This window comes from Streptosporangium sp. NPDC049078 (assembly GCF_040648855.1).
In the GTDB taxonomy this organism is placed as follows: Bacteria; Actinomycetota; Actinomycetes; order Streptosporangiales; family Streptosporangiaceae; genus Streptosporangium.
The window spans coordinates 319289-342036 of sequence record NZ_JBEZEL010000011.1; the positions used below are offsets into that span (position 1 = coordinate 319289).

A 22748-nucleotide genomic window follows, 5' to 3' on the forward strand; every position below is an offset into this window, starting at 1 on the left:
GGCCGATGAGCAGGCCGATGAGCACCGTGGATCCTCGACGTGCCGGGGCCCTGCCGGGTATGCCGAGGACCGTTTCCCGCAGGTGCGCCATGAGCCGTTTCCGGCTACAGCCGACGCAGCACCCGCATGGCGTCCTTCTCGATGCGCGAAAGATCGTGGAGGATGGCGCCGGCCTGCCTGAGGTGTTCCACGTCGCCGCTCTCTCCGGCCTTCGTGATCAAGGTTGCCACGTCCGTCCACAGGACGGCGGCCTCGGCGTACAGCCGGTGACCGGTGCGGAGGTCGTCGTTGTCGATCAGCCGGGTGCATTCGTCGAGGAAGTCGCGATAAAGGGCGCGAAACAGGGCGCCGCCGGTGCCGCCCTTCTCCATGAGAAGGGCGGCCTGCGGCAGATCCTGCTTCGGCTCCCCGGCCCGTAGCAGCCATCCGGGCACCTTTTTGCCGGCCTTCTCGATACCGCGATGCCCCACGTTCGAGATGGGGGCGGAGAGAAAGGCGTCGGCGCAGTCCCTGACGGCGGGGATGATCTGCTCCTGCCAGGAGAGCGGATGAGCCGGGGCGGTGACGGTGAAGGATCGGTTCCTGGCGGTCATCGGGCCGCGTTCGGCACGCGCCCTGGCGAGGCCGGCCCGGCTGTTGCGCACCGCTCCTCCCTGCTGGTCGGTGTCCACGAGATAGGCGTCGTGCTCGTCGTAGCCGTACATCGCGACGACATGACCGCCGAAGTGCACCTTGGACCGGAAATAGTCCAGGTGGTAGCAGTCGAGCTGGAGGCCGACCGGACGACCGGCGTCGATGGGGGCGGCCACGTTCTCCCACGCCTTGCGCGCCGAGGTGGTCTCCTCGACCGTCAACGTCAGTCCCAGCCTGGCGGCCAGGTTCCTGGTGAGTTCGAAAGGCTTGACGCGGCCTCCGAGGAAGGGGAACGCCATGGCCTTGCTGTCCCAGTAGATGAAGGACAGGCCTGAGCCCAGCCCGAACAGCATCGGCTCGGAGAGATCGAGCCCTTCGTGCCGCAGCAGCACTCCCAGCGCCGTCGTCTCACAGTGCTGCGTGCCGCGGGCCTCGACGTCCCTCACGACGGTCATGTTCCGCCCTCCTCGTGTCGGTGCGGCGAACGGTGACACCGCCCCCGTTCTCGACATCTTCATGATCGGTCGATCGGGGGCGCCGAGAGTAGCACGCGGCCTCCCGGGGTGGGCGGTGGGGAAGGGGCGCCCGTTCGGGGTTGCATCCTGTACCGGGGTACAGGCTTACCGTCGGATCGGTAGGGATCGCTCCCGATACGTGGAGGGCTCATGGAATGGGCACCGGCCGAATGCACGCTTCCGACCGAGGAACGACCGCTGAGGGTGGCGGAGTTCGACGAACTGTTCGCCTCCGCCCTGCGAGGACTGGAACGGGTGGGGCCGACTCACCTACGGCTCACGCTCGATGCCGGAGCACGGGTGGAGGAGACCGCGCGTGACCTGACGGCCCGGGAGACGGGTTGCTGCGCCTTCTTCGCCTTCACCCTCACTCCCGGCCGTGAGGGACTGGCCGTGGACGTCGAGGTCCCCGAGGTCCACACGAAGGTGCTCGACGGCCTGGTGGTCCGGGCGACCGAGATGTCTCCCCGGACGGTCACGTCGTGAACGGGGAATGGCTCCGCACCGGAGAGGTCGCGGAAGCGGCCGGGGTCAACACCCAGACGCTGCGCTACTACCACCGGCGGGGCCTGCTGCGCGAGCCGCGGCGCAGCAACGGAGGGCACCGGCTCTATCCACCGGAGACCGTGACCGTCCTGCGCGTGATCAAGGTGGCGCAACGGCTGGGCTTCACCCTGGAGGAGGTGGCCGACCTGGTCGAGGCGACCGCCCACCGTCACGGCAGACCGGACGGCGGTCTGCGGGCACGGGCGACGGCCAAGCTCGCCGAGGTGGAACAGAAGATCGCAGACCTCGGGACGATCCGCGAGACGCTCATCCAGGCGATGGACGCCGGATGCGACGACCTGGTGGCGTGCGCGGAAAGTTCGCGCTGCCCGCTGCCGTTCTCCGACCCGGACGGGGGGCGACATGCCGCCTCCCGCCAGGGCGAAGGGGGGCGCCGAGGAGCCGAAGGCGATCCTCTACATTCGCAGTCGTGACTGTCGCACGTTCTCTTCTCCTGTTCGTGGTGGCCGCGCTCGCCGAGATCGGCGGGGCCTGGTTGGTCTGGCAGGGCGTGCGAGAACAGCGTGGGTTGTTGTGGATCGGCGCCGGATTCATCGCCCTGGGCCTGTACGGGCTCGTGGCCACCTTCCAGCCGGATGCCAACTTCGGCCGCATCCTCGCCGCCTACGGCGGCGTGTTCGTCGCGGGCTCGCTGGGATGGGGCATGGTGGTGGACAGGTTCCAGCCCGATCGCTGGGACGTCATCGGGGCCGCCATATGCATACTCGGCGTGCTGGTCATCATGTACGCCCCGCGCGGTTAGCCGAAGTCGCCCCTGGGCCCCCGAGCCCGTCGAGGACGAGCCGATACGTACGCCACGAACCCGGCATGAGCCATCGACCGTGTGGGACAGTCGGGGCACTGTTGTCCATCCGGTGGTCTACCCGGTTTCGAAGTGGGAGCTATGGCGGCGGAGTTTCAGGTCGGCGATCACATCCTGGTGCAGGACGGCAGGACCCTCGAAATCTTTCACCGGGGCCTGTCCGAGAGCAGCCGCTACCACGTGGCGTTTCTCGGGGTGGACGTCCAGCCGCACGGCGACGGGTTCAAGGTCCGGCTCGGCGCCAGGCGGGACGACGGCCAGGTGGTGGGCGGGGTGAGGCTGAAGATGGATCAGGCGGAGTTCGCGCGCTTCCGCGATTTCATCGCCCTGGCCATCGCGGCCCGCGACCGGACGAGCCCTCCGAACGAGCCCACCTCGCCCTGAATCACGACCGCTTCCACGAAGGCACGATCAACGGCGCCGCTCTGGAATCGTCTCGTCTCAGCGGATCCGTCGACGGCTGTTCGACAGGATGAACACATGACCGTGAAGAGCCGCAGGCGATGGAACCACAACATCCATCACCACCCCCGCATCCTGCGCGCGATCCCTGACGGTGCCCGGCGTGCCCTCGACGTCGGTTGCGGTGAGGGCATGCTCGCCCGCGAACTGCGGCGGACCGTGCCGCGCGTCACCGCGATCGACCTCCACGCGGCCGGCCTCGACCAGGCCCGCGAGCACCCCGACGACGTCGACTACATCCTCGGTGACTTCCTCACCCACCCCTTCGAGCCCGCCTCTTTCGATGTCATCGCGTCCGTGGCCACCCTGCACCACATGGACGCCGCCGCCGGGTTGGCCCGCATGCGCGAGCTGCTGCGCCCCGGCGGTGTCCTGGCCGTCGTCGGCCTCGCCCGTAGCGTCATGCCCAACGACCTGCCGCGCGACCTGGCCGGTGTCGCCGTCGGCGCCTTCCACCGCGCCGTGAAGGGGCACTGGGAACATCCGTCCCCCATAGTGTGGCCACCGCCGGTGACATACCCGCAGATGCGAGCCTTGGCCGCCGATATCCTGCCCGGTTCCCGGTATCGCCGTCACCTTCTGTTTCGCTACAGCATCGTCTGGCGCAAACCGCGGGACTGAGCAAGTTCGGCCGATGGCCTTGGAAATGAGCGGGAGCGGCTCTCGCGGTTCGTCGCCAACGACTCCCGGGGGCCGCACTCGGGGTGGTCTCCGGACGATGGGGCATGCGTCTGCTCGTAAAGCACGCGCGAATACATGTGAATGCCGCGTCTGATTTCCGCCGGAATTGCTCGTCCGAATTACGCCGTCCCTCGTCACATGACCACTCGTAACGTGTTCGGCGACGAGAACCATCCGCTTTGTCGGATGGAAACCAAAACGAGGGAAGACGATATGGATCTCCAGCTTTCCGGTCGGGTCGCGGTCGTCACCGGTGCTTCCAAGGGCATCGGCCTGGCCGTCACTCGCACCCTCCTCGCCGAAGGCGTACGCGTCGTGGCGGCTTCGCGGAAGAGCACCCCCGAGTTGGAGGCGCTCGGCGGTGACCTGATCCATGTTCAGGTGGACCTGATGGACCCTGAGGCTCCCGCGAGGATCGTGGAACAGGCCGTGTCGGAGTTCGGCGGGCTCGACATCCTGGTGAACAACGCCGGCGGACCGCCGCCCGGCGTGGCCCTGCCGCGCTTCTCGTTCCTGGCCCCCACCGACGAAGACTGGCGGGTGATGTTCGAGTTCAACCTGTTCTCGGTCGTGCGTACCATTCGGGCGGCCATCCCGCCGATGCTCGCCCGAGGCGGAGGCTCGATCGTCAACGTCTCCTCGGGCAGCGCCCGCCTGCCCGCTCCCATGAACGTCGACTACAGCGCGGCCAAGGCGGGTCTCAACAACCTGACCAAGGCTCTCTCCGAGGAGTTCGCGCCCCAGGGCATCCGGGTGAACACCATCTCCCCGGGGCCGGTGCGCACGGCATGGTGGACGGAGAGCGGCGGAGCGGCCGACATCCTCGCCGCCCAGGTCGGAACGGACCGCGACAGCGTCATCGACCAGGTGGCACCGGAAATGATGAAGCTGTCGACCGGCCGTCTGGTCGAACCCCAGGAGATCGCCGACGTGATCGCCCTGCTCGCCTCACCTCGCTCGGCCAGCACGACCGGCGCGGACTTCGCCGTGGACGGCGGGTTCCTGAAGCAGACCTGACCATCGACCTTGATGCCCCCGGCCCCGTCACGGTTCTCACCTCCGCCCCGGAGGACTGTGTGGCGGACGCGTCACCGTCGTCAAGCTCTGAGCCGCCCGGGGTGCGGGGGAAGGGCTCTCTCCTGGAAAGGATCGCCTCACGAAACCCGAGCGCATGAGGGCGGCGGCGAGTTCCACCGGATCGTGGATCACCACTGCCTGCCCGCCGACGGATGGAGCGTCGAGCTGACAGGGTGGGGAGAACGGCGGCGTGTAACGGTATCGATGGCAGGTGAAATCCGGCCTTCACCACCGCTACCTCACCTCGAAAAGCATCGTGTCCGAGTCCTCGAACTGCTTGACGATGGTGAATCCTTCGTCGGTGTACAGCATGGCCGCACGGTTAGCCCGCTCGACGCTGAGAGATATCCGGCTGATTCCACGCTTGCCTGCCACCTGGATGAGCTCGCGCAGTAGAGCCCGTCCGATCCCGCGACCGCGCCACCCCGCGAGCACACCGACTGTCAGCTCGGGAACGTCGTCCGCCACATAGCCGTAGCCCGGGTCCTCGGCGGTGAATCGTCGCAACCATGCCGCGCCAAGCGGTTGTTTGTCCGCACCTACCGCGATCACACCAAGGTCATCGGGTCGGGGCCAGCCGACCACATAATGTGCGAGTCCAGGATCGGAGAGGATCCGTTCCCGAGAGAGGTTTCTTTCCGGGAGCCAGTTGACCGCCTCCACCAACATTTTTTCGAGAAAGTCCAGGTCATCGGCTTCGGCGGCTCGGAAAGCGCACGGGATGGTCATGGGAGTCACCGTATAGTGGATCAAGGGGAAAGCTTCCCTGCCGAACAGGGCCGGCGCCCTCCCGGCCGAGCCGAGGCACGCTCATCAGGAACGAAGTAGCGGCTCGTCGATCGCCTCGATTGCGCGATTACGAATGAGACCAACCGAAGTGAAAAGATCGCGGAGACGATACTTGGGCGGTGCTGCGGTCCCAGCGCGGCGGGGTGGTTGGGTGCGGTGCTCGGCTCCGAATCCGCCGTTCGGGACCGTCCCAAGCTGCATGCCCGGATAGCGGGAGCGCCGCGGCATCGCCTTGGTAACCCAGGAGAACGGTTCGGCAGGCTGTGCTCATGGGATGATCCCTTCCAGATGACGGAGGAGTTGACCTGAATGAGTCTTGCGGTACTTCAGGGATTAGTACTGACACTGGGATTTTTCAACCTCGCGATAGGTGTCTACGCGCTGACGGCCAATCGGCTTCCTCCTTTGCTTCCTGTTTACCGGCGTGATCGTTACGAGCCTCGTCGCTACGGGTGGGGGGTGTTGCTGAGGGCGGCCTTCGTATTTCTCCTGGTGTTGGGCCAGAAGGTGATGGGCTGGTCGCCTGATCTAGGCGCGATGTTTGTGATTCCCATGATGGGGTGCCTTATCGCAGCATGGTGGCTGCTGATTCCGAAGAACCCTTCTCCGGAGACTGGTAAGACCTCAGGGAGCTGTTAGTCGGATAGCCCGGAGCGATGTGTCGTAAAGGATCTGCGGGCTGTGATGCATCACGTGTGGAATTCCTCGGCCAGAGCTTCGCGGCGATAGTGCCGTCGGATGACACGGTCGAGGTCCGCGGTTCGATCGACAAGGTCGGTGAGGGAGCGGCGGTCGATGTCGAACGCGGCCATGCCCTCGAACGTCCATCGATGACGGGTGAAATCTCGTTTACCGGGGTCTTCGAGGTAGGAGACACTGCGGCATGCATCCCTACGAGCAGGCCGACGAGCTCCGCCGGGCCGTCGACGAGTTGGGCGTCCGCATCTACACGGCGTTGCGCGACGGTGGTCTCGACGCCGACCCCCTCATCGAGCTGGCCTGCCTGATGGAGGACTGGGGTGTGTCCACTCCTGTCACGCGGGAACTCCTCGAACGTCTCGCTACCGAGTTGACGGCCGCCGACCTTGCCCGGCTGGGGGAGGCCCTTCTCGGCGGGATCGGCTTCATACCGAGCTTCGCTCTGGAGCCGAGTCTGTTGGTGTCGTTGGAGGAGGCACTGAAGGACGTGGAGCGGGACGTCCGCGCTTCGGGGATCACCGGAACTCTTCGGATGATCGTCCCTGACCGGGACAGCATGGGCATGGCATGGGTGGAGTTCGAGGGCATCTGCCAGGGCAACGGCATCAGTCCCAGGGCTGAGCCGCTCGGGGCCGTGGCCGACGCCACCCAGGAAGTGGTCATGGAGGTGCTCTGGAGGGCGTGGCCCGTCTGTCCGGTGCACAACCGGGGCTTGCACGCCGAACCGGAAGACAGGATCGCCGTGTGGAGCTGCACAGGCAGCGGGACGCACACCGTCGCGCCGGTGGGTGAACTACCGCCCGAACGGCGTTGGAGGTCTGCTTGATCCGCCGATTTCTCTCAGCTTTGAAAGATTTAGGTATACGGCTCCCTGAACTGCTGCGATGCGGGTGAGAGAACGGTCTTCCCGTGTCCGTGAGTCCCCGTGATTCTCCCCTGTTCCCTGGTTGTACCGGCACAGGAGTGGCATGTCATCTACGACTCTTGATCGCCGCCTCGATACGTAGCCCGACTCCGACGGTCGCGAAGATGAGCGTTCCAAGGAGAGCGTTGGTGGTGAGCTCTTCTTCGATGATGAAGCCAAGGACGGGAACCGCTGCACTCAGGGCAAGCACCGCGTTGCCCCACCCGTCCACCGGTTGGGTGCCGTCAGTCGTCTTCCCCTGACGTGCTGCAGGATCTTTTTGTTCACTCATGGGATGAGCATCCCATCGATGCGGCGGGCAAAGAGATAGAGCATGTGTATGCACGCCCCCTCATGGGAACGAGGTACCGGATCGTCGATCGCCCGCAGTCCTTTTCAGGGATTAGCCGCCATCAGCGACCATCCTGTTTTGGACTTCAAACTGCGGCCCTATGGCCAGCCGTAAACCGCTCACTCAAATTGCATACCATTCCCTATGGATATCCGCCAAGGCTGTGACTACCATCGAGAGGCAAACATCGACCCGAAAGAGATGACTAATGAGCCGTATCAAGAAGTTCGGTGTTTCGGTGGCCGCGATCGCCGCGATCACCGCCGCGACAACTCTAATGTCACCGACCGCCTCAGCCCAGGCCGCGACCTGCAGCACCAGCGCGCAGATCGGCATTGTCGGCGGCACTGGCTGGGCGCTGTGCAGCGGTACCGGAGTGACTCAGACGCAGGTCGTGCTCTTCTGCCAGAACAGTGGCGGTAGCTACACCACGGTTTACGGCCCTTGGGTCGCCAATTCGGTTAAATCAAATGCCAAATGCAGCAGCACCTCGTGGCCGATATCGGTCGGATATCAAACAATCTGAGCGACCACAAGCTCATTCGGTCGCGACAGGGCATGCGGGAACAGCTCGAAGAACCAGCCAGGCGACTGAATGAAAGCAAGGCCAAAAGACTCTTCGTCTCAACGATGTGACGGGTGCGGCCAAGGTTCTGGCCGACTATGCCGGTCGATAGGCGGGCGCGACGGGGCGGTGCCCTCCAGTACGGAGGATGCTGGAGAGCATCACCCGGTCAACCGTGGCCGCGGCACTGCGCGTGCTACGCGAACAGGGCTGGATGACTCCCAGCAGGGCAGGGGGCGCTTCGTACGTAGCCGTCCGGGATGAACCTCGACGGAACAGCCTCGCCCAGGACAGGCGTACCTGGCCGGTCCCGAGAGTGCCTCCGATGGCGAGGTGCTGGAAGCGGCGGTGCCGGCCGTGCCCAACCGGGTCGCCGTCCTGCTGGGCATCACCCCGAAGAGCAAGACGTTCCTGCGACGTCGCCTGGTCAGCCGGGCCGGTGAACCGAAGGATGTCGGCGATCTCCTCGCCGGGGTGGCGGCTGTCGAGAAGGTCGCGGATGCCCTCCCGCGTGAACACCTTCTCCTCCTCGTTGCCTGGATCACCACACGCCGAACCTCTACACGCCACGGCCGACCCTGCGGAACAGGGTACGCGGGCTGGTACAAATACGGCATGAGCGAACTCGCCGACTATCCCCCACAGCCGAACGTGCGGCCGACCCGGCGGGCCTACAGCCGGAGGTACCGTGTGTGGGCTCACGTGCTCCTGTGGACGCCGATCGCGATCACGGTGGTCGGTGTCATCCTCGGTCTGGGGCTGTTCGCAGCCGCTGATGCCGACCCGACACACAGTTCGTCCGCGCTCGGCTATTTCGGCATCGTCGTGTGGGGCGGCCTCGCGGTCCTGTCGCCGGTCCTGCTCGGGTCGTTCATCGCCGGGCTGGTCATGCTGATCCGCGCGCGCAGCTGAGGTCGCGGCGGGACGCGGCCCGCCTCGACATGCTCCAGGCCGGCCGCCAGGAGCATGTCGTGGCCACGCCGGCGGTCACCGTCTCGGCGGAAACACCGAACCGATACTTCACCGGCTCGAAGAGCCGATCGGTGAAGGCGGGCAGGTCATCCTGCCCTGAGGTCCGGTCGTGGCCGGCCGTTGTGACGCAGCCGGAGCCGACGCCGGGGGTGCGAGCGCAACACCGTGTGGAGGTTCCAGCCCTGCTCCGAGGCGACGCGCAGGGCGTAACCGGCGCCGGCACCCCGGAAGTAGTGTGCGCCGAGTTCCAGGTCGCGGTGATACTCGCGACGGTACTGGGAGGTCTCCACGCGTCGGGTCTGCTTCTCGATGCGCCGGTCCACGCGCGCTTGGTAGTACGCCGTGTCGCCCTCCCGCACCAGCGCCACCGGGGTCACGCACCAGAGCGGGACGAACGGTATCTGGCCCAATGTGGCGTCCAGCATTCGTATCGCGCCGTTCTCGGCACGCGGCACCATGTCGACGATCAGCTGGGCCACCGGCGCCACGCAGTGGAAGCAGATCGCGAGGACGACCCACACCACCCACCACAGCGGCAGGAACACCAGGGTCAGGGGGAGAAGCAACAGCCAGCGCAGTGCCGCCGGGCGGACGGGAAGCGGCCCCCAGGTCGGGCCGTCGTAGTCATGCACGGACGGTGTCTTCCTCTCGGGGTCGCCATCGCTCGACGGTGCGCCCGTGAGCCTACTCCGAGGGCCGACCGACCCACACGAAGCGGCGGGCCGTGCCGACCGCGGCCTGGAACAGTGCCTCGAAGGTCGCCGGGTCCTTGTGAGGCCAAGGCTGACAGCGGTCGCACACTATGACGCACCGGGGGGCTTGTGGCAAGACCCGGGTCGTGCTGCAGAATCTCCGACCGAAGCAAGAACCCGCGGAAATGAGGAGAGTCATGATCTCGACTGAGGAACGATATCGGAAGCGTCGTATTGAGATCGACGGGCTTGAAATGGCATACGTCGAGGAGGGGGAAGGTGACCCGATCGTCTTTCTTCATGGCAACCCGACTTCGTCGTACGTGTGGCGGAATGTAATCCCGTATCTGGCGGACAAAGGGCGCTGCATCGCCCCGGACCTGATCGGGATGGGCGATTCCGCGAAACTTCCGGTCAGCGGGCCGGGCTCATACCGCTTCGTCGAGCATCGCCGCTATCTCGATGCGTTCCTTCAGGCCCTAGGCGTACGTGAGCGGGTGGTCATGGTGCTGCAGGACTGGGGTTCGGCCCTGGGTTTCGATTGGGCGTACCGTCAGCCTTCCGCACTCCGGGGTATCGCCTATATGGAGGCGTTCGTGGCTCCGATCCCCTCGTGGAGCGACTGGCCGGAGCCTGCGGTTGCGCTCTTCCAGGCGATCCGCTCCACTGCGGGTGAAGAGATGGTCCTCGATCAAAACTTCTTCGTCGATGATGTCTTGCCTGCAGAGGTGCTGCGAGGGCTGTCGGAGGCGGAGATGGCCGTCTACCGTCGTCCCTACACGGAACCCGGCGAGTCACGCAGACCGACGCTGACCTGGCCGCGCGAGGTTCCCGTTGCGGGCGAACCACGCGATGTTCACGATGTCGTCACGCGTTATGCGGAATGGCTCGCTGAGTCTTCGGTTCCCAAGCTGTTCATCGAGGCGGTTCCAGGAACGATGTTTGAAGCACACCGGGCCATCGCCCGGTCGTGGCCGAATCAGGCACACATCACGATCACGGGTGGCCACATGGTTCAAGAAGACGCCCCCGATCAAATCGGGGCGGCCATCGCCTCCTGGCTGCGAGATCTCTCCTGAAAGGGGCGGCGGAGCCCGGGCTCCGGGGCGACCTGGTGCTGGTGGAGGGCGACCCGCTCACGGACATCGCCGCTCCCAGGTAATCGTGGAGATATGGCGGGGCGGAGTCCGCCAGAGCCGCGCCTACTGAACCTGATGACACACCGCCGGTGTCCGAGCTAAGGGGGAACCTCAACTGGTGTTCCCCGCCTGTTCTGGCACGGGTCTGGCACGTGATCAACGTTGCGTGGGAAGCCGGACGACTGCCCTTGGGGCGGAGTGTGCTGGGGATCGTCCCGGTGCGGACCTTTCTCGACAGGAAGAACAGGAGTGTTTCCAGGGCGTGATACTTGCCGTCGCTATAACGTCCGTGTTATGAATTGGGGAGAGGTGGAGCTGGAGTCAGAGGTCGATGAGTGGTTCGACACGCTTGATCAGGAGGGGCAGGAGACGGCGGCGTTCTATGTCGACCTGCTGGCCGAGCGTGGTGTCCTGCTGGATGAGCCTTACACTCGTCAGCTCCGCGGCAAGTTACGTGAGCTGCGTTTCCATCTCGACCGGGAGGCGGTACGGATCACCTACTGGATCGCACCGGGCCGGCGGATCATCATGCTGACGGTGTTCCGCAAGCAGCGGATGCGCGAGTCCGCTGAGATCGAGCGGGCGTGGCGGGCCATGCAGCGGTGTATCGCCGAGGCTCACACGGCGGATGAGGAGTGAGCGGTATGGGTGAGCGCAAGAGCTGGGGTGCCAAGCGGGCCGAGATCATGAGCCGTCCGGGGGCCGGAGCGGCGTACGAGGCCGCCAGGATCCGGTTCGAGCTGGGTGAAGCGGTACGGCTGCGCCGTGAGCAGCTCGGTCTGACCCAGAGTGAGCTGGCCGAGCGCGCTGGGTTGAAGCAGCCTGCGGTGGCGCGGTTCGAGGCAGGCGGGACGATGCCGACGATTCCGATGCTGGAGCGGCTCGCGGAGGCTCTGGAGATGCGGCTGAGCGTTCAGTTCCAACCCCTGCGTGAGGCGAGCTGATCTTCTGGGGTATTTCCGGAGCCGTAGATCACCGAAGTGGGAGCAGTCGAGCCGAACGACGCTGAAAACAGGGCCCAGATCGGGAATCATCTCTGAGCTGGGCCTTTGAGTGTGGAGCGGGTGACGGGAATCGAACCCGCGCTGTCAGCTTGGGAATCATCTACTGATCTTGTCGCTCTGAGCTGGGAAAACAGGGGTGCAGGTCAAGGCGGTCGAGTGACCGTGAGTCCTCGTGAGTGACCTCGGTTCCCCGCCTATTCTGGTACGGATCTGGCACGAAGTCTTGATGTCAAGACACCGTTGATGCGGCGGTTGGGCTGGGGTGAGCACAGACGCTTACGTAGACTCAGAGGTATGACTGCCGGGCACGCGCACGAGGAGCTCCACCATCTGGTCGATCGCCTTTCTCCGGACCAGGCGCGTCGTCTGCTGCGTCTGGTGAAGACGGATCCGGAGTTGGCTGAGACCGTGGACGAAGAGACCGACGAGCCGGTTCGGCGTCGGCGGTTGTCGATCGCGGGGATCGGTGCCTCCGGTGAGGGGGATCTGTCGGAACGGGTCGAAGATCTGCTGGCGGAGCGGTTCAATCGGTCAACGTGACTTTCACGCTCCTGGACACTGGCCCCTTGATCGCTGTTGTCGATCGAGATGACAAGCACCATGCCTCATGCGTGCGTCTTCTCGAAGAGTTGGAGGGGCCGCTCCTGCTGCCTTCGACCATCCTGATCGAGGCGGGGTGGACCATTAACAGGCATATGGGGTCTCGCGTGCATGCGCGGTTTCTTGATCTGGCGGTTGAAGAGTTTGAACTGGTCGATCTGGTGCCAGCCGATGTGCGACGAATGGCAGAGCTCGTCCGTACTTACCGAGATGCCCGACTCGACCCGGCTGACGTGTCCGTGGTCGCCATCGCAGAGCGCCTGAACGTTACTCAGATCGCGACGCTGGACCGACGTGACTTCACTTTGATCCGACCTCAGCATGTGCCGGCGTTCACGCTTCTACCAAAAGTGCTTGGCTGACCTGGCCTAACAAGTGTGGAGCGGGTGACGGGAATCGAACTCGCGCTGTCAGCTTGGGAAGCTCACATCTGGAACGTTGATCATGGCTGCTTGGTACGGGGGAGGCGTCTTTTGTGTTGCTCCGCCAGGGGCAGGTATGTCACAAGCCCTGATCTTGACGCACGAACCGGCTGTACGGGATGGTCATCGACGTGTCCCTGTCGAACGACGAACCAGCAGTTGAAGTGATCCCTCGTGTAGGTGTATCCGAGCCGCGTTTACGGATGCGGACAGTCGTAGTGGCCATGGCCGTGCTTCTCACCATCGGTGGAGCAGGTGCTGTCTGGTTCTCCGGGATGCGCTCGCAAAGTGTCCTTCCCCCACCGGACGGCCCCTGGCCTGAGCAGCGTGGGTTCATGGTTCTGCAGTGCTCGGCGGAAGGGCTAACGCCGGAGACCCAGCCAGTTGTCGAGAAGTTCCTTCGCGCCTTGCCGGAGATCGAGAACCTCAAGGCCTACAGCAAGGTGCAGATGGAGGGAGAGCCGCTGATGACGCGCAATGTCTGCGGCGTCCAGGCGCATTTTGTGGGAACCGCTCGTGATGTGAGTGACATTCCGAAGATCGCGAAGGAGGTGGCGAAGTCGCCGGTTTCCGTGGGTCTGGTGCGGTTGCCCGTTAATTTCTGGGCGGGCAAGGCGGACGTGCGGGTCATGTTGACTGGCCTGAGTTCCCCCGTTCTCCAGCTTGGAAGGGAAGGAGCTCGTGCGGCGGGGAAGAAGGATATAGAGATTATTGCCGAGAAAATTCGGCAGGCAGTGGATGTCGACAAGATCTATTACGAGGATAGTGCCTTCGCGACGAAGATCAGCGCCTCCTACTGCCCTGACCGTCTGTGCGGTTTCATTTCAGGTCCGGTCGATCAGGAGGCCCTCTATGTCAAGACTGATGCTCCCAGCGCAGCCGAGACGCTGAAAAGTGCTCTTGATGACATGCCGGGCGTGGACTACGTCTTTCCAGTCACCCCTGACGTGCTGTGACCGGCCTTAGTGATGGATCGGGTGACGGGAATCGAACCCGCGCTGTCAGCTTGGGAATCGTATGGAGCACGCCTTGTTGTGCGGCTGACCTAGGCTTCGGGCCGGTCGTGAGTGACCGCGGTTGATCCCTCGTTGCCCCTCTTAACGGCACGCTAATGGCACGACGATCAACAGATGAGGTGTTGCGGATGGCGTTTACCTACGCCGATGTTGCCTGGCTGGCCGAAGACGACGAGCTGGGCGATCTGTGGTGCCTGACCTTCGTGCGTGGAGTCAGCGAGGTACAGGCACTTCGCCGACTGGGTGCCGACCAGGAGAGCATCCGGCCACTCACCTATGACGAGTTGATAGACGATGCCCTCTTTCCTGAGACGGTGCTTGCGGGAAGAGTGGGCGACTGGACTGTGCTCATCGAGGAGAGCGGGTGGACGTGCACGGAAGCCGACAAGGCACAGGCCCTCTCGGCCGGGACCGTGGCGGTGCTGCGGCACGACTACGCATCCGACGACTTCGTCTACGCGGTGGACGGGGAGTTGGTCACGTACTTCAATCCCAAGATTCCCCAATGGCGGCACGGAAGTGATCCCGATCGACTCAACGACTTGATGAGGCAGGCGGGCCTTGATCCCGACGACGTACCCGGAACAGGTGCTGAGGCACCGTCGTCCGCGTCTGGAGCACTTCTCCTCGCAGCACGATTGACCGGCGTGGTGCTGACTCCGGAGATCGTCAAAGGGCCGCTCATGAGTGGCGTCGTTGGCTGATCCGTCCACGATGTCATATCCGAATTCCGCTGCCCGGAATCTGCCCGCGCTGCAGCACGGCTCGAACTCAAAACCTGCGGATTAAAAGTGGAAGGCGTCCTATGAGTCGTATGGTGTAGTGACCTGGGCTCTTTCGGCCCGCCGGTCAAGGCTGGCCGAGACCATTCCGTGCATGTTCCGGATCTTCGTAAGGTGCGGTTTCCTCACCGATAAGGATCGAGGTGATCAGTTGATCCGACTAGAGCGAGACCGGCGTACCGGGCACGGGATAGGTGGACACCGGTGGCTCGTTCGGCAAGGGCGAGAGCGCTGGAGACGGGGTTGCCGGCGAATTGCGGCTTCTCGTCGTCGACAGGCAGGCCGAGGTCGCCGACGTCGACCTGGAGCCGGTCAGGGTCACCACCATCCCGGAAACAATAGCCGTACAGGCCAAAAGCAGTGATCAGCTGGCCGTCGACGCAGTAGGCGAAACCATCGCTATTGAGGGTCGCGCATACCGCAGCTGCTGCTGTTCCTGCAGATAGCAGTCCAACCTTGTGGAAGATGATCCCCGCCCAGCCGTGTTCGATCAGGACGGTTCCACCGCGGGCGGCATAGGCCGCGACGCCGAATCCGGATTCGCACGGAGTACCTGGGGTGACGTTGATCCGTTGCAGGGCTTCTTCGGGAGACATGCTCTGCACGAAGCCCGCATAGAGCCAAGTGCTGTCTTCATCGTCGGTGAACTCCCGGTAGAGCCATTCGTAGGTCGCCGCCGTCGCACCGCTCATCTGTCCATGTGCCTTCCGCGAGGGCCATATCACGGTGATCATGACAGGGAGGTCCGACAACTTCGTTCCTACAGTTCATGCGCTATCGGCTTGGGAAGTCTCTATCACGCCTGGCCGCTGAACTGGGAGGACGCTGACCTGCGGGGGAGCGCTCCGAGTACCCATGATTCCCTGTGAGTCCCTCTTAGTCACCCTTCTGGCGGGCACGCAACGGGCACGGAGAACGTCTAGTTTCATTGCTCCGGAACTTGAAGCCGGTCCCCCTCGTTGATCACATAAAAATTTCCCCCTGAGATTCGAGGGCATTTGTTCCCTACTCTTCTTCGGCCGCTGCTAGTGATCCTCACCGTTGCTCTGCTCGCTGGCTGCATGTCCGATCGCTCAACGTCCTCGTTTCCGGAGGAGACGGTTGCGGAGCCGGAGGACGTCACGGATGCGGAGGATCTCGGGGACCTCGAAGAGGATTTTTCTGCCATTCTGATCTGCGTCAAGAAGCGCACGCGGATCCGCGTCGCCTACCGCCCATGCGATGATGCTGAACTCGGTTTTGCCTGGTATTTCTTGTCATGGGAAACGAAAATTCCCGCCACCGGTAGGAAAGCCAAAGGGGGGACGTTTGAAGATCCGGGCTACAGCGTGACCTCTCTCGCGCGTAATCGCGGAGGCGTTGGCCCAGAGGTCGCCCTCTCCGACGAGGCCCGGTTCGAGGTGTGCGTGAAAGCAGAGACGCGGATCCGTGCCTCTGACAGCAGATGTGATGACGAGGACGACGGCTTCACCTGGTACCACATCCCTTATGATGATCATGTCCCTGCGGTGGGTAAGAAGGCTGTCGGCGGATCCTTCTATCGCGCTGGCTCGGACCGCTACAGGGCACAGGTAAAAGGCGGAATGGGTGACGAGGCCGTTATTGAGCCTGACCGGCCGAACAACACTCCCACCCAGCGATCGCCGCGCTGTACACGCACGGTCAATGGCAAGTGCGACGATGCGACCAGCAGCTGCACGTACATCGTCAATGGACGCTGCCGGGACAATGGCGGCTTACCTGGTCGCGCTCCGGGAAGGTTGTGATCCCTCTTCCATATGTATGCCTTGGGTTGAGCGCGTCTGCTGTCACGATGATTGGTGGACCGGGGAACGCGCCCGCACCGTCATTAGGAACGAAGCACTGGCTCGGCGATCGGCCCCAACCCCGTGCGAGACCAGCCACAGCATGGCGATCGTCGTGCTGCAGAGGTCGGCGAGTGCGTGGGGTACGGCGGCGCGGAGCGCCGCCCTTGACCATGCGGGCCGCGCTGATCTATCTGCACACCGAGAACGGGCAGGATCAGATGATTGCCGAGACCGCAACGCCGAAGCGCAGCACGAACAGGTAGGAAACGGGCATGCCTCGACAAGTGGATCATGACGAGCGGCGGCGCAAGTTGACCGAGCAACGACGGATCGAGGTCGGGGACTACCCGCCGGGTTCGATGCTGCCCAGCGAGAACCAGCTGATCAACGAGTTCGGTGTCTCCCGGCCCACCGTGGTGGCGGCGCTTCGGGTGCTGCGGGAACAAGGCTGGGTGGAATCACAGCAGGGCAAGGGCCGCTTCGTGCGGGGCCGTCCCGCCGTCGCCGGGGCCGAACAACCCCGCCCCGGACAGGCCTACCTGACCGCCCCGGAAACCGCCTCTCCCGATGAAGTGGTGCACGCCGGAGCCGTGGCGGTACCCAACCGGATCGCCGCCCTGCTCGACCTGTCGCCCGGGAGTAAAGCGTTCCTGCGGCGCCGGGTGATCGGCAAAGGCGGTGAGCCGACCGAGGTCGTGTCGACCTGGGTGCCGCTGGACATTGCCGAAGGCACCGCGCTGACCCAAGAACAACCACTAGAGCAGGGTCTTCGCGAGCATCTGCAGTCCCGTAAGGGGGTGCGGTTCGATCACGTGGTGGAGCAGATCACCGCGCGCATGCCGGCGGCCGAGGAAGCCAAACAGCTCGGCATGCCTAAGAGTGCGCCGCTGCTCGTGGTGTACGGGGCGGTACGGGACGCTGCGGGGAAGGCGTTGGCGGCGGTGGAGGTGCTGTTGCCGGCGGATCGGCATGAGCTGCAGGACGTCTATCCGTTTACCTGACCCGCGTGTGATTCGGTCGCGGTTATCCGCCGGGGCAGTCGTTGTCTCCGCCGCTGCGCTCGATGCAGTGGTAGGAGGGCAAAGGGTCGCGGGGCTGGGCGGGGGGATTCGCGTGGTTCCCGATGGTCATGACAGCCGAGACGAGTACCCCGCAGAGCAACGCGGCGATGGTGAAGAACCAGGTCGCGGTCCTTCGTCGGGTGGCCCATGCGATGAATGCCGCGATCGCGGGTGCGCCGACCATGACGATGCCCGTGGCCGTCAAGAACCACGCAGCGCGCTTGCTGTCGGAGGGGCTGCCAAAGGAGGCTGACAGTCCATCAGGAACAAGTACGGAGTCCCCAGCAGCCATATCAACGTAAGAGCAAGGAGGACGACCTTGCTCCAAGAACTCACGCCCGGTAAACGACGATCAGCCCGAAACCTTCGTCGGCCGAAACCGATCACCCCGTGAGTCATAAAGGTCAGCGCAGGATCGTCGCGACCCGGTGATCGGTGTGGATTGTTCCGGTCACCGGGTCTTCATGCGACATCGATCTATGGGGGCGGGGCCGACCGGTACGCGACCGGCCCCGGTTCAGTAGCGGGAATGCGCCGTGGCCGGTCGGGTTAGGCGCAGTTGATGGCGGTGTGGGAGGGGTTGTAGGTCGAGGTGACCTGCCGGCCATCGATCGTCGCGGTCGCCGTCACGGTCGCACTGCCCGTGGCGATCTGCCCGGCCCTGGTGCTGAAGGACTGGTAGGCCTGCTTGCCTGGGGCGACGTCGGCCACGGCCTTCGAACCGTAGGGGGTGGTCAGCGTCACGTTCGCCGGCACGGCGGCGTCGTTGACCGCGGTCACGGCCACGTACGCCGTGGTGCCCACGCAGCGGGCGGTGGCGGTCACGGTCAGCGCGAGCTCCGGAGCGTCCGGCACCGTGAACGACGCCGCAGCTTCCGACGCCTTCAGATAGTCGAAGCCGAGGTACTCGGCCTTGACCGTCCGGGTACCCGCAGGCAGACCCTCCGGCAGCGTGACCGTGGCCGCGCCGTCCTTCAGGTGGGCGAGCTCCGACCATGAGCCGACGCTGAACCGCACCTGACCGCCGGTCTCGAACCCGTCAGCGGCCTCGACGGTGGCGGTGGCCGTGGTCGTCTGGGCCCCGCTCGCGTACGGCTCGACGGCCACCTTGGTGGTGGTCGTGACGTCGCTGTTCGGGATCTCGCGGATGTCGTTCCACTCACGGACGGTGAGCGGGATCACGGTGCCGTGACGCGGACGGACGACGCCCGCGTTGGTCATCGTGAGCGGCTTGGCGTTCCAGGTCGGAGCCTCGATGTTCTCGTGGCACGCGGCCTGGTACCCGCCACCGTTGGTGTACCGGTCACCCCAGAGGTAGAACTGGCCGGGGCAGGAGGTGTCACCGGGGTTGGCCTTGAAGATGACCGGCCCCTCGTACCCCTGGTTGGCGACCCACGTCGTGCGCCCCAGAGCCGGAGCGAGCAACGTCCAGTTGTTGATGTTGCTGTCCAGGAAGTCGGTGTGCTTCTCCGAGAAGATGTCCGAACCCTGGTTGCCGGCCTCGTTCTTGGTCACACGGTAGTAGTGGTCACCGACCCGGATCGCGGTCGTGTCGATCCGCGACAGCGGGGCCGGGTCCTGCCAGACCTTGGGAGCGGAGAACGTCTGGAAGTCGCGCGTCGTGGCGTACCACATCTGCGCGTTCCCCTGACCGGTGCGGTTCACGGGGTCGTTCCACAGCGACTGCGCCCAGAACACGGCGTAGGCGCCGATCTCCTCGACCCACAGCGACTCGGGTGCGAAGGCGTTGCCCGCGTTGTCGGGCGCGACCTTCACGTGCCGCTGAGGAGTCCAGTTCACCAGGTCGTGCGACTCGAACACCTCGATGTACTGGGTGTCGTTGATCGCGTATCCGCCCTGGTCGTACCAGTTCAGGTCGGTGGCGATCATGTAGAACGTGTCGCCGTCGGGCGAGCGGACGATGTGCGGGTCACGAAGCCCCTGGTCGCCCAGCTGGGAGACGAGCGACGGCCAGCCCCCGGTCAGACCGGTCCAGTCCAGAGCGGTGTTTCCGTTGGACGTCGCGAACATGATCTGCTCGCCGTCGGCGATCCCCTCGCCCTTGAAGTACCCCATGAAGTACCGCTCGTGCTTCTCGGAACGGGGCTTCGCGGTGATGGTCACCGGGAACGACTTCGTCTTCGAGGCCGAACCCTTGGTGATGGTCGCCGTCAGGGTGGCGGTGACATCCGCACGGCCGAAGGCCGGGCGGGTCACCTTACCCGTCGGGGTGACGAGGTCGGTGGTCGACTTCCAGGTGATCGTGGATCCGAACTCGCCGCCGGCCGGAAGGTTGATGTTTCCGCGCACGTCGTCGGTGGCGTACAGGGCCAGGTCGAACGCGTCACGGTCGACCGCCTGCGCGTCGTCGAACTTGGCCTTCACCACAATGGGGATATCCCGTGTGGTGACCTCTTGGGCGCCCTTGCGGACGGTCGCCGTGAGCGTGGCCGTCGCGTCGGGCTGCCCCTGCGCGGGTCGGGTGATCTTGCCGGTCACCGCGACCTTGCGTGCGCTGGGGACGGCCGGCGGGGTGTAGACCTCGACGACCGACGGGTCCGAACTCGTCCACGTGATGGCCGAGCCCGCCACGGAGCCCACCTTGGGCAGAACGATGTCGCGTACGATCGCACTGGTCAGGCCGAGGTCGATGGCGGCGGCGTCGGCGCTAACGCCATTGGAGACGGTCTTTTTCGCCAGGGCGAGTGTCTCTTCGAGGCTCACTGCCCTGTCGTAGACCCGGAAGTCCCGGAGCGTTCCGCGGAATGAGTAGTGGCCCGACGTCTGCGAGCGAGCGAGGAAGTTACAGTTGGTCCCCGCGGTGTTCACCGACGGCGGCGTGGTCAGGCTCGTTGACGTCGCGTGCTGCACGCCGTCGAGGTAAAGCGTGCCGGTCCAGCTCGTGCCGTTCGCGTTCAGGGACTGGGTGTAGGTGACGTGCGTCCAGGCTCCCTCGGTCATGCGGACCCGGTTCTGCTGGAGGTTCGCCGAGCCCACCGCGACGCGGAACCGCTGGGTGTTCGACGCGAAGATGGAGCCCTGGGCGCCGGTGTCGACGTCGCACGAGCCGGACTTCCTGCCGAAGCCCCACATCTGGTGCTCGCCGACGTTCGCCGGGTCGATCCACACGTCATAGTCGACCGTGAGGTTCGACATGCCGGCGGTGATGTCCTTCGGCAGCGCCACGTACGCACCGTCGAGGGCGCTCGCGTAGGAGTCGGGGTTGAACCTGACTCCGTTGCCGGTCAAGGTCGCCTTCTCCGGATTGACGAGCGTGGCGTTCGCCGCCGAGCCCGCGCTACCCGAGTTGACCAGCGTCGTCCCACTGGTCTCGTCGAGGGCGAAGTGGTGCACCAGCCCCTCGTTGAGCTGCTCGTCGGCAGCGTGCGAGGGCGTCGCTGCCAACGAGACGGAGAGAAGCGCGCCCAGGGCCAGGCCCGCGACACCTCTCCCCTTCCGGATCAGCCGGTGGCGCGACCTTTGCTGTCGCAATCTCACTTGATCCTCCTTACTCCGGTCGCTGTGGACGCGTGGGGCACGGCCCCGTTCGGGGCGGGGGTGACCGCACTCGCGGGAGAGGCGAAGCCCGAATGGATGGTCAGCGCGCCGGCGAGGCCCAGCGTCGGGCCTGGTTGAGCGCTCCGACGAGACGAGGGCAGCACAGACAAAGGTTCACCTCGTTGTGAAATGTGGGGGGATGGTGTGAACTGGGGGGGACGAGACCATATATCACAGATGTCCGGGTCTCGAATGCAGACATTAACTGCCAGTCCCGGCGAAAGATAGCCTTAATTGCCCCCGAACCTTTGCGTGAGCCGACGAAAGCTGTGCCAGCCCTGGATGAAAGTCTCGTCCTTGTCAGCACTCCGCAAGCATCAAAGCGACCATAGGGACGGGAATTACCAGGTCACGTGGGGTTCTTACCGCCGGTGCCGGCCGCCTGCTGCCCGCCGCATCACCCGCCCAGGCCGACCCAGACGGGCGGAGCGGCGTCGGACGACCACGGCAGGCAGGGACCGCCGGCACATCGAGGAATGCGACCTCCACCGCGACGACGTGCCGTTTCACGTCAAGTACGCCCGCACGTGGTTCGATAGTGGCTTTGTTACTTGACTGCCGGCGCCCGGTCGGGGTGCTGAGCGTGGTAGATGGCTTCGTCCTCGCTGAAGGAAATGTTTCGATCGCGCTATGAAGCCGCTGGTTGTTGAACCAGTCGACCCATTCGGACGACCCCCGCGAAGGCCATCACCTGCCGGCCGCTCGCTCGGGCGCCGCCGTCCACGGACGGAGCTTGTCGGGATTGCGTACCCCCCAGATGCGCTTGATCTGGTCGCCCTCGACGTCGAACGCCGCGACCGTCACGATGACGCCGTCCTGCTGGACCACCAGACCGGGCTGACCGTTGACCGTACGCTCCAGAATCGTCAGGTTGGACAGCCTGCCGGCGAGATTGAGCAGTGCGCGCACGATCCGCTCGGCGCCGTCGATCGGGCGCAGCGCGGCACCGGCGACGCCGCCGCCGTCGGCGACGAGGGTGGCGTCGGGGGCGAGCAGGCCGATGAGGGCGTCGATGTCCATGGCCTGCCATGCATGCTTGAAGTCCTTGACGATGCCGGCGTGGCGGGCCGTCGAGGTGGCGGTGGGCTGCGCCGCGCGGATGCGGAGGCGGGCCGAGTAGGCCAGCTGACGGTAGGCCGCCGGGGTCCGGCCGACGATGTCGGCCACTTCGGCGAAGGAGTAGCGGAAGACGTCGTGCAGGATGAACGCGACGCGCTCGGCCGGAGCCATCGACTCAAGCACGACGAGGAAGGCCATATTGATCGACTCGTCGAGGGTGACCTTGTCGGCGGGGTCGGCGGTGGCGCCGTCGCCCCGGCCGCTTGCCCGCCCTTGCCCCGGGCCTGCGCGGCGCGTACCCAAAGCCGCAGCGTCTCGAGGCTGACGCCCAGGTCCCGCGCGATCGACGTGATCGTCCGATCCGGCCTCGACAACACCAGCGCCACCGCGTCGGCCTTGAACTCGGGCGGGTAGTTCTTCATCACCATTAGGGACATCTCTTCCCCTGGACCTCAAGATCCAGTCTCCAAGGTGTCCACATTCAAGGGGGAGCGCCCAAGGCCGGGTAGTTAGAGCCTGGAGCTGCGGCGCAAGGGCGTCTCACAGAGTGAACGGGGCATGAACGAAGGAGCGGAGCTCCGGTAGAAGG

General features: G+C 64.9%; 26 protein-coding genes and 1 pseudogene. 18 read left to right on the forward strand and 9 right to left on the reverse strand.

The genetic code is table 11. From position 1 onward, the window contains the following. Positions 1-104: 104 nt before the first annotated feature. Positions 105-1088, reverse strand: coding sequence for a BtrH N-terminal domain-containing protein (locus AB0B90_RS21060; protein WP_350942985.1), 984 nt, complete (start codon positions 1086-1088; stop codon positions 105-107). Positions 1089-1298: 210 nt separating this feature from the next. On the opposite strand from AB0B90_RS21060, the gene AB0B90_RS21065 reads away from it, so the two are divergent. The 6 genes from AB0B90_RS21065 (at position 1299) to AB0B90_RS21090 (ending at position 4677) form a co-directional block, all read left to right on the forward strand. Next, on the forward strand, positions 1299-1634 hold the full coding sequence (locus AB0B90_RS21065) for a hypothetical protein (protein WP_350942987.1): 336 nt from the start codon (positions 1299-1301) through the stop codon (positions 1632-1634). After that, a complete protein-coding gene (locus tag AB0B90_RS21070; protein ID WP_362924163.1) occupies positions 1631-2128 on the forward strand; it encodes a MerR family transcriptional regulator in 498 nt (165 codons plus the stop codon). The genes AB0B90_RS21065 and AB0B90_RS21070 overlap by 4 nt, the downstream gene beginning before the upstream one ends. Further along, entirely contained in the window at positions 2125-2457 is a 333-nt protein-coding gene (locus AB0B90_RS21075) for a YnfA family protein (protein WP_350942990.1), read from the forward strand. The genes AB0B90_RS21070 and AB0B90_RS21075 overlap by 4 nt, the downstream gene beginning before the upstream one ends. A 141-nt stretch (positions 2458-2598) precedes the next feature. Further along, complete coding sequence (locus AB0B90_RS21080; protein WP_362924165.1) at positions 2599-2901, forward strand: hypothetical protein; 303 nt, start codon at positions 2599-2601, stop codon at positions 2899-2901. Between the two features lie 96 nt (positions 2902-2997). After that, complete coding sequence (locus tag AB0B90_RS21085) at positions 2998-3600, forward strand: class I SAM-dependent methyltransferase (RefSeq protein ID WP_350942993.1); 603 nt, start codon at positions 2998-3000, stop codon at positions 3598-3600. Between the two features lie 273 nt (positions 3601-3873). Continuing rightward, complete coding sequence (locus tag AB0B90_RS21090; RefSeq protein WP_362924168.1) at positions 3874-4677, forward strand: SDR family NAD(P)-dependent oxidoreductase; 804 nt, start codon at positions 3874-3876, stop codon at positions 4675-4677. 294 nt (positions 4678-4971) lie between these two features. Here the strand turns inward: AB0B90_RS21090 and AB0B90_RS21095 are convergent, their stop codons facing one another. After that, on the reverse strand, positions 4972-5466 hold the full coding sequence (locus AB0B90_RS21095) for a GNAT family N-acetyltransferase (protein ID WP_350942997.1): 495 nt from the start codon (positions 5464-5466) through the stop codon (positions 4972-4974). Between the two features lie 749 nt (positions 5467-6215). After that, positions 6216-6338, reverse strand: coding sequence for a hypothetical protein (locus AB0B90_RS21100; protein WP_350942999.1), 123 nt, complete (start codon positions 6336-6338; stop codon positions 6216-6218). Between the two features lie 71 nt (positions 6339-6409). Here AB0B90_RS21100 and AB0B90_RS21105 point away from each other — a divergent pair, with 71 nt between their 5' ends. Beyond that, complete coding sequence (locus tag AB0B90_RS21105) at positions 6410-7051, forward strand: hypothetical protein (protein ID WP_350943001.1); 642 nt, start codon at positions 6410-6412, stop codon at positions 7049-7051. A 145-nt stretch (positions 7052-7196) separates the two neighbouring features. On the opposite strand, the gene AB0B90_RS21110 is transcribed toward AB0B90_RS21105, so the two are convergent. Further along, positions 7197-7421, reverse strand: a complete 225-nt coding sequence (locus AB0B90_RS21110) for a hypothetical protein (protein WP_362924171.1) — start codon at positions 7419-7421, stop codon at positions 7197-7199. A gap of 268 nt (positions 7422-7689) precedes the next feature. Between AB0B90_RS21110 and AB0B90_RS21115 the strand changes: the two genes are divergently transcribed. After that, positions 7690-8007, forward strand: a complete 318-nt coding sequence (locus AB0B90_RS21115; RefSeq protein ID WP_362924173.1) for a hypothetical protein — start codon at positions 7690-7692, stop codon at positions 8005-8007. A 372-nt stretch (positions 8008-8379) separates the two neighbouring features. Next, positions 8380-8958: a hypothetical protein gene (locus AB0B90_RS21120; RefSeq protein ID WP_362924175.1), complete on the forward strand. Its 579-nt coding sequence runs from the start codon at positions 8380-8382 to the stop codon at positions 8956-8958. A 146-nt stretch (positions 8959-9104) separates the two neighbouring features. Here AB0B90_RS21120 and AB0B90_RS21125 read toward each other — a convergent pair whose 3' ends face one another. Beyond that, the gene (locus tag AB0B90_RS21125; protein WP_350943010.1) at positions 9105-9650 is read right to left on the reverse strand and encodes a hypothetical protein; all 546 of its coding nucleotides are present in this window, start codon (positions 9648-9650) and stop codon (positions 9105-9107) included. A gap of 257 nt (positions 9651-9907) precedes the next feature. Here AB0B90_RS21125 and AB0B90_RS21130 point away from each other — a divergent pair, with 257 nt between their 5' ends. From AB0B90_RS21130 to AB0B90_RS21160, 7 genes are all read left to right on the forward strand, one after another. Then, a complete protein-coding gene (locus AB0B90_RS21130) occupies positions 9908-10789 on the forward strand; it encodes a haloalkane dehalogenase (RefSeq protein WP_362924178.1) in 882 nt (293 codons plus the stop codon). Between the two features lie 354 nt (positions 10790-11143). Then, the gene (locus AB0B90_RS21135) at positions 11144-11488 is read left to right on the forward strand and encodes a type II toxin-antitoxin system RelE/ParE family toxin (protein ID WP_362924180.1); all 345 of its coding nucleotides are present in this window, start codon (positions 11144-11146) and stop codon (positions 11486-11488) included. Positions 11489-11493: 5 nt separating this feature from the next. Beyond that, positions 11494-11793: a helix-turn-helix transcriptional regulator gene (locus AB0B90_RS21140; protein ID WP_343976147.1), complete on the forward strand. Its 300-nt coding sequence runs from the start codon at positions 11494-11496 to the stop codon at positions 11791-11793. 354 nt (positions 11794-12147) lie between these two features. Next, on the forward strand, positions 12148-12393 hold the full coding sequence (locus tag AB0B90_RS21145) for a hypothetical protein (RefSeq protein ID WP_089211966.1): 246 nt from the start codon (positions 12148-12150) through the stop codon (positions 12391-12393). Further along, positions 12390-12815, forward strand: coding sequence for a PIN domain-containing protein (locus tag AB0B90_RS21150; RefSeq protein WP_362924183.1), 426 nt, complete (start codon positions 12390-12392; stop codon positions 12813-12815). The genes AB0B90_RS21145 and AB0B90_RS21150 overlap by 4 nt, the downstream gene beginning before the upstream one ends. 179 nt (positions 12816-12994) lie before the next feature. Then, on the forward strand, positions 12995-13831 hold the full coding sequence (locus AB0B90_RS21155; protein ID WP_362924185.1) for a hypothetical protein: 837 nt from the start codon (positions 12995-12997) through the stop codon (positions 13829-13831). 188 nt (positions 13832-14019) lie between these two features. Beyond that, entirely contained in the window at positions 14020-14595 is a 576-nt protein-coding gene (locus AB0B90_RS21160) for a DUF6461 domain-containing protein (protein ID WP_362924187.1), read from the forward strand. Positions 14596-14798: 203 nt separating this feature from the next. Here AB0B90_RS21160 and AB0B90_RS21165 read toward each other — a convergent pair whose 3' ends face one another. Beyond that, entirely contained in the window at positions 14799-15365 is a 567-nt protein-coding gene (locus AB0B90_RS21165; RefSeq protein ID WP_362924189.1) for a DUF6461 domain-containing protein, read from the reverse strand. A gap of 336 nt (positions 15366-15701) precedes the next feature. Between AB0B90_RS21165 and AB0B90_RS21170 the strand changes: the two genes are divergently transcribed. Both AB0B90_RS21170 and AB0B90_RS21175 read left to right on the forward strand, forming a co-directional pair. Continuing rightward, positions 15702-16439, forward strand: coding sequence for a hypothetical protein (locus tag AB0B90_RS21170; protein WP_362924191.1), 738 nt, complete (start codon positions 15702-15704; stop codon positions 16437-16439). A gap of 326 nt (positions 16440-16765) precedes the next feature. Further along, positions 16766-17482, forward strand: coding sequence for a GntR family transcriptional regulator (locus tag AB0B90_RS21175; RefSeq protein ID WP_362924193.1), 717 nt, complete (start codon positions 16766-16768; stop codon positions 17480-17482). 609 nt (positions 17483-18091) lie between these two features. On the opposite strand, the gene AB0B90_RS21180 is transcribed toward AB0B90_RS21175, so the two are convergent. The 3 genes and pseudogenes from AB0B90_RS21180 to AB0B90_RS21190 form a co-directional block, all read right to left on the reverse strand. After that, positions 18092-21040: an immunoglobulin-like domain-containing protein gene (locus AB0B90_RS21180; RefSeq protein ID WP_362924195.1), complete on the reverse strand. Its 2949-nt coding sequence runs from the start codon at positions 21038-21040 to the stop codon at positions 18092-18094. Positions 21041-21787: 747 nt separating this feature from the next. Continuing rightward, complete coding sequence (locus AB0B90_RS21185; protein ID WP_362924208.1) at positions 21788-22357, reverse strand: sigma factor-like helix-turn-helix DNA-binding protein; 570 nt, start codon at positions 22355-22357, stop codon at positions 21788-21790. 80 nt (positions 22358-22437) lie between these two features. Then, a pseudogene (locus tag AB0B90_RS21190) lies at positions 22438-22587 on the reverse strand (transposase); the annotation flags it as partial. Positions 22588-22748 lie beyond the last annotated feature (161 nt).

What these genes read in the sequence shown, in the direction of transcription:
- AB0B90_RS21060 (WP_350942985.1), bottom strand. Translation starts at nt 1,088, where the DNA reads ATGACCGTCGTGAGGGACGTCGAGGCCCGCGGCACGCAGCACTGTGAG.
- AB0B90_RS21065 (WP_350942987.1), top strand. Translation starts at nt 1,299, where the DNA reads ATGGAATGGGCACCGGCCGAATGCACGCTTCCGACCGAGGAACGACCG.
- AB0B90_RS21080 (WP_362924165.1), top strand. Translation starts at nt 2,599, where the DNA reads ATGGCGGCGGAGTTTCAGGTCGGCGATCACATCCTGGTGCAGGACGGC.
- AB0B90_RS21085 (WP_350942993.1), top strand. Translation starts at nt 2,998, where the DNA reads ATGACCGTGAAGAGCCGCAGGCGATGGAACCACAACATCCATCACCAC.
- AB0B90_RS21090 (WP_362924168.1), top strand. Translation starts at nt 3,874, where the DNA reads ATGGATCTCCAGCTTTCCGGTCGGGTCGCGGTCGTCACCGGTGCTTCC.
- AB0B90_RS21095 (WP_350942997.1), bottom strand. Translation starts at nt 5,466, where the DNA reads ATGACCATCCCGTGCGCTTTCCGAGCCGCCGAAGCCGATGACCTGGAC.
- AB0B90_RS21100 (WP_350942999.1), bottom strand. Translation starts at nt 6,338, where the DNA reads ATGGCCGCGTTCGACATCGACCGCCGCTCCCTCACCGACCTTGTCGAT.
- AB0B90_RS21105 (WP_350943001.1), top strand. Translation starts at nt 6,410, where the DNA reads ATGCATCCCTACGAGCAGGCCGACGAGCTCCGCCGGGCCGTCGACGAG.
- AB0B90_RS21110 (WP_362924171.1), bottom strand. Translation starts at nt 7,421, where the DNA reads ATGAGTGAACAAAAAGATCCTGCAGCACGTCAGGGGAAGACGACTGAC.
- AB0B90_RS21115 (WP_362924173.1), top strand. Translation starts at nt 7,690, where the DNA reads ATGAGCCGTATCAAGAAGTTCGGTGTTTCGGTGGCCGCGATCGCCGCG.
- AB0B90_RS21130 (WP_362924178.1), top strand. Translation starts at nt 9,908, where the DNA reads ATGATCTCGACTGAGGAACGATATCGGAAGCGTCGTATTGAGATCGAC.
- AB0B90_RS21135 (WP_362924180.1), top strand. Translation starts at nt 11,144, where the DNA reads ATGAATTGGGGAGAGGTGGAGCTGGAGTCAGAGGTCGATGAGTGGTTC.
- AB0B90_RS21140 (WP_343976147.1), top strand. Translation starts at nt 11,494, where the DNA reads ATGGGTGAGCGCAAGAGCTGGGGTGCCAAGCGGGCCGAGATCATGAGC.
- AB0B90_RS21145 (WP_089211966.1), top strand. Translation starts at nt 12,148, where the DNA reads ATGACTGCCGGGCACGCGCACGAGGAGCTCCACCATCTGGTCGATCGC.
- AB0B90_RS21155 (WP_362924185.1), top strand. Translation starts at nt 12,995, where the DNA reads ATGGTCATCGACGTGTCCCTGTCGAACGACGAACCAGCAGTTGAAGTG.
- AB0B90_RS21160 (WP_362924187.1), top strand. Translation starts at nt 14,020, where the DNA reads ATGGCGTTTACCTACGCCGATGTTGCCTGGCTGGCCGAAGACGACGAG.
- AB0B90_RS21165 (WP_362924189.1), bottom strand. Translation starts at nt 15,365, where the DNA reads ATGAGCGGTGCGACGGCGGCGACCTACGAATGGCTCTACCGGGAGTTC.
- AB0B90_RS21185 (WP_362924208.1), bottom strand. Translation starts at nt 22,357, where the DNA reads ATGGCCTTCCTCGTCGTGCTTGAGTCGATGGCTCCGGCCGAGCGCGTC.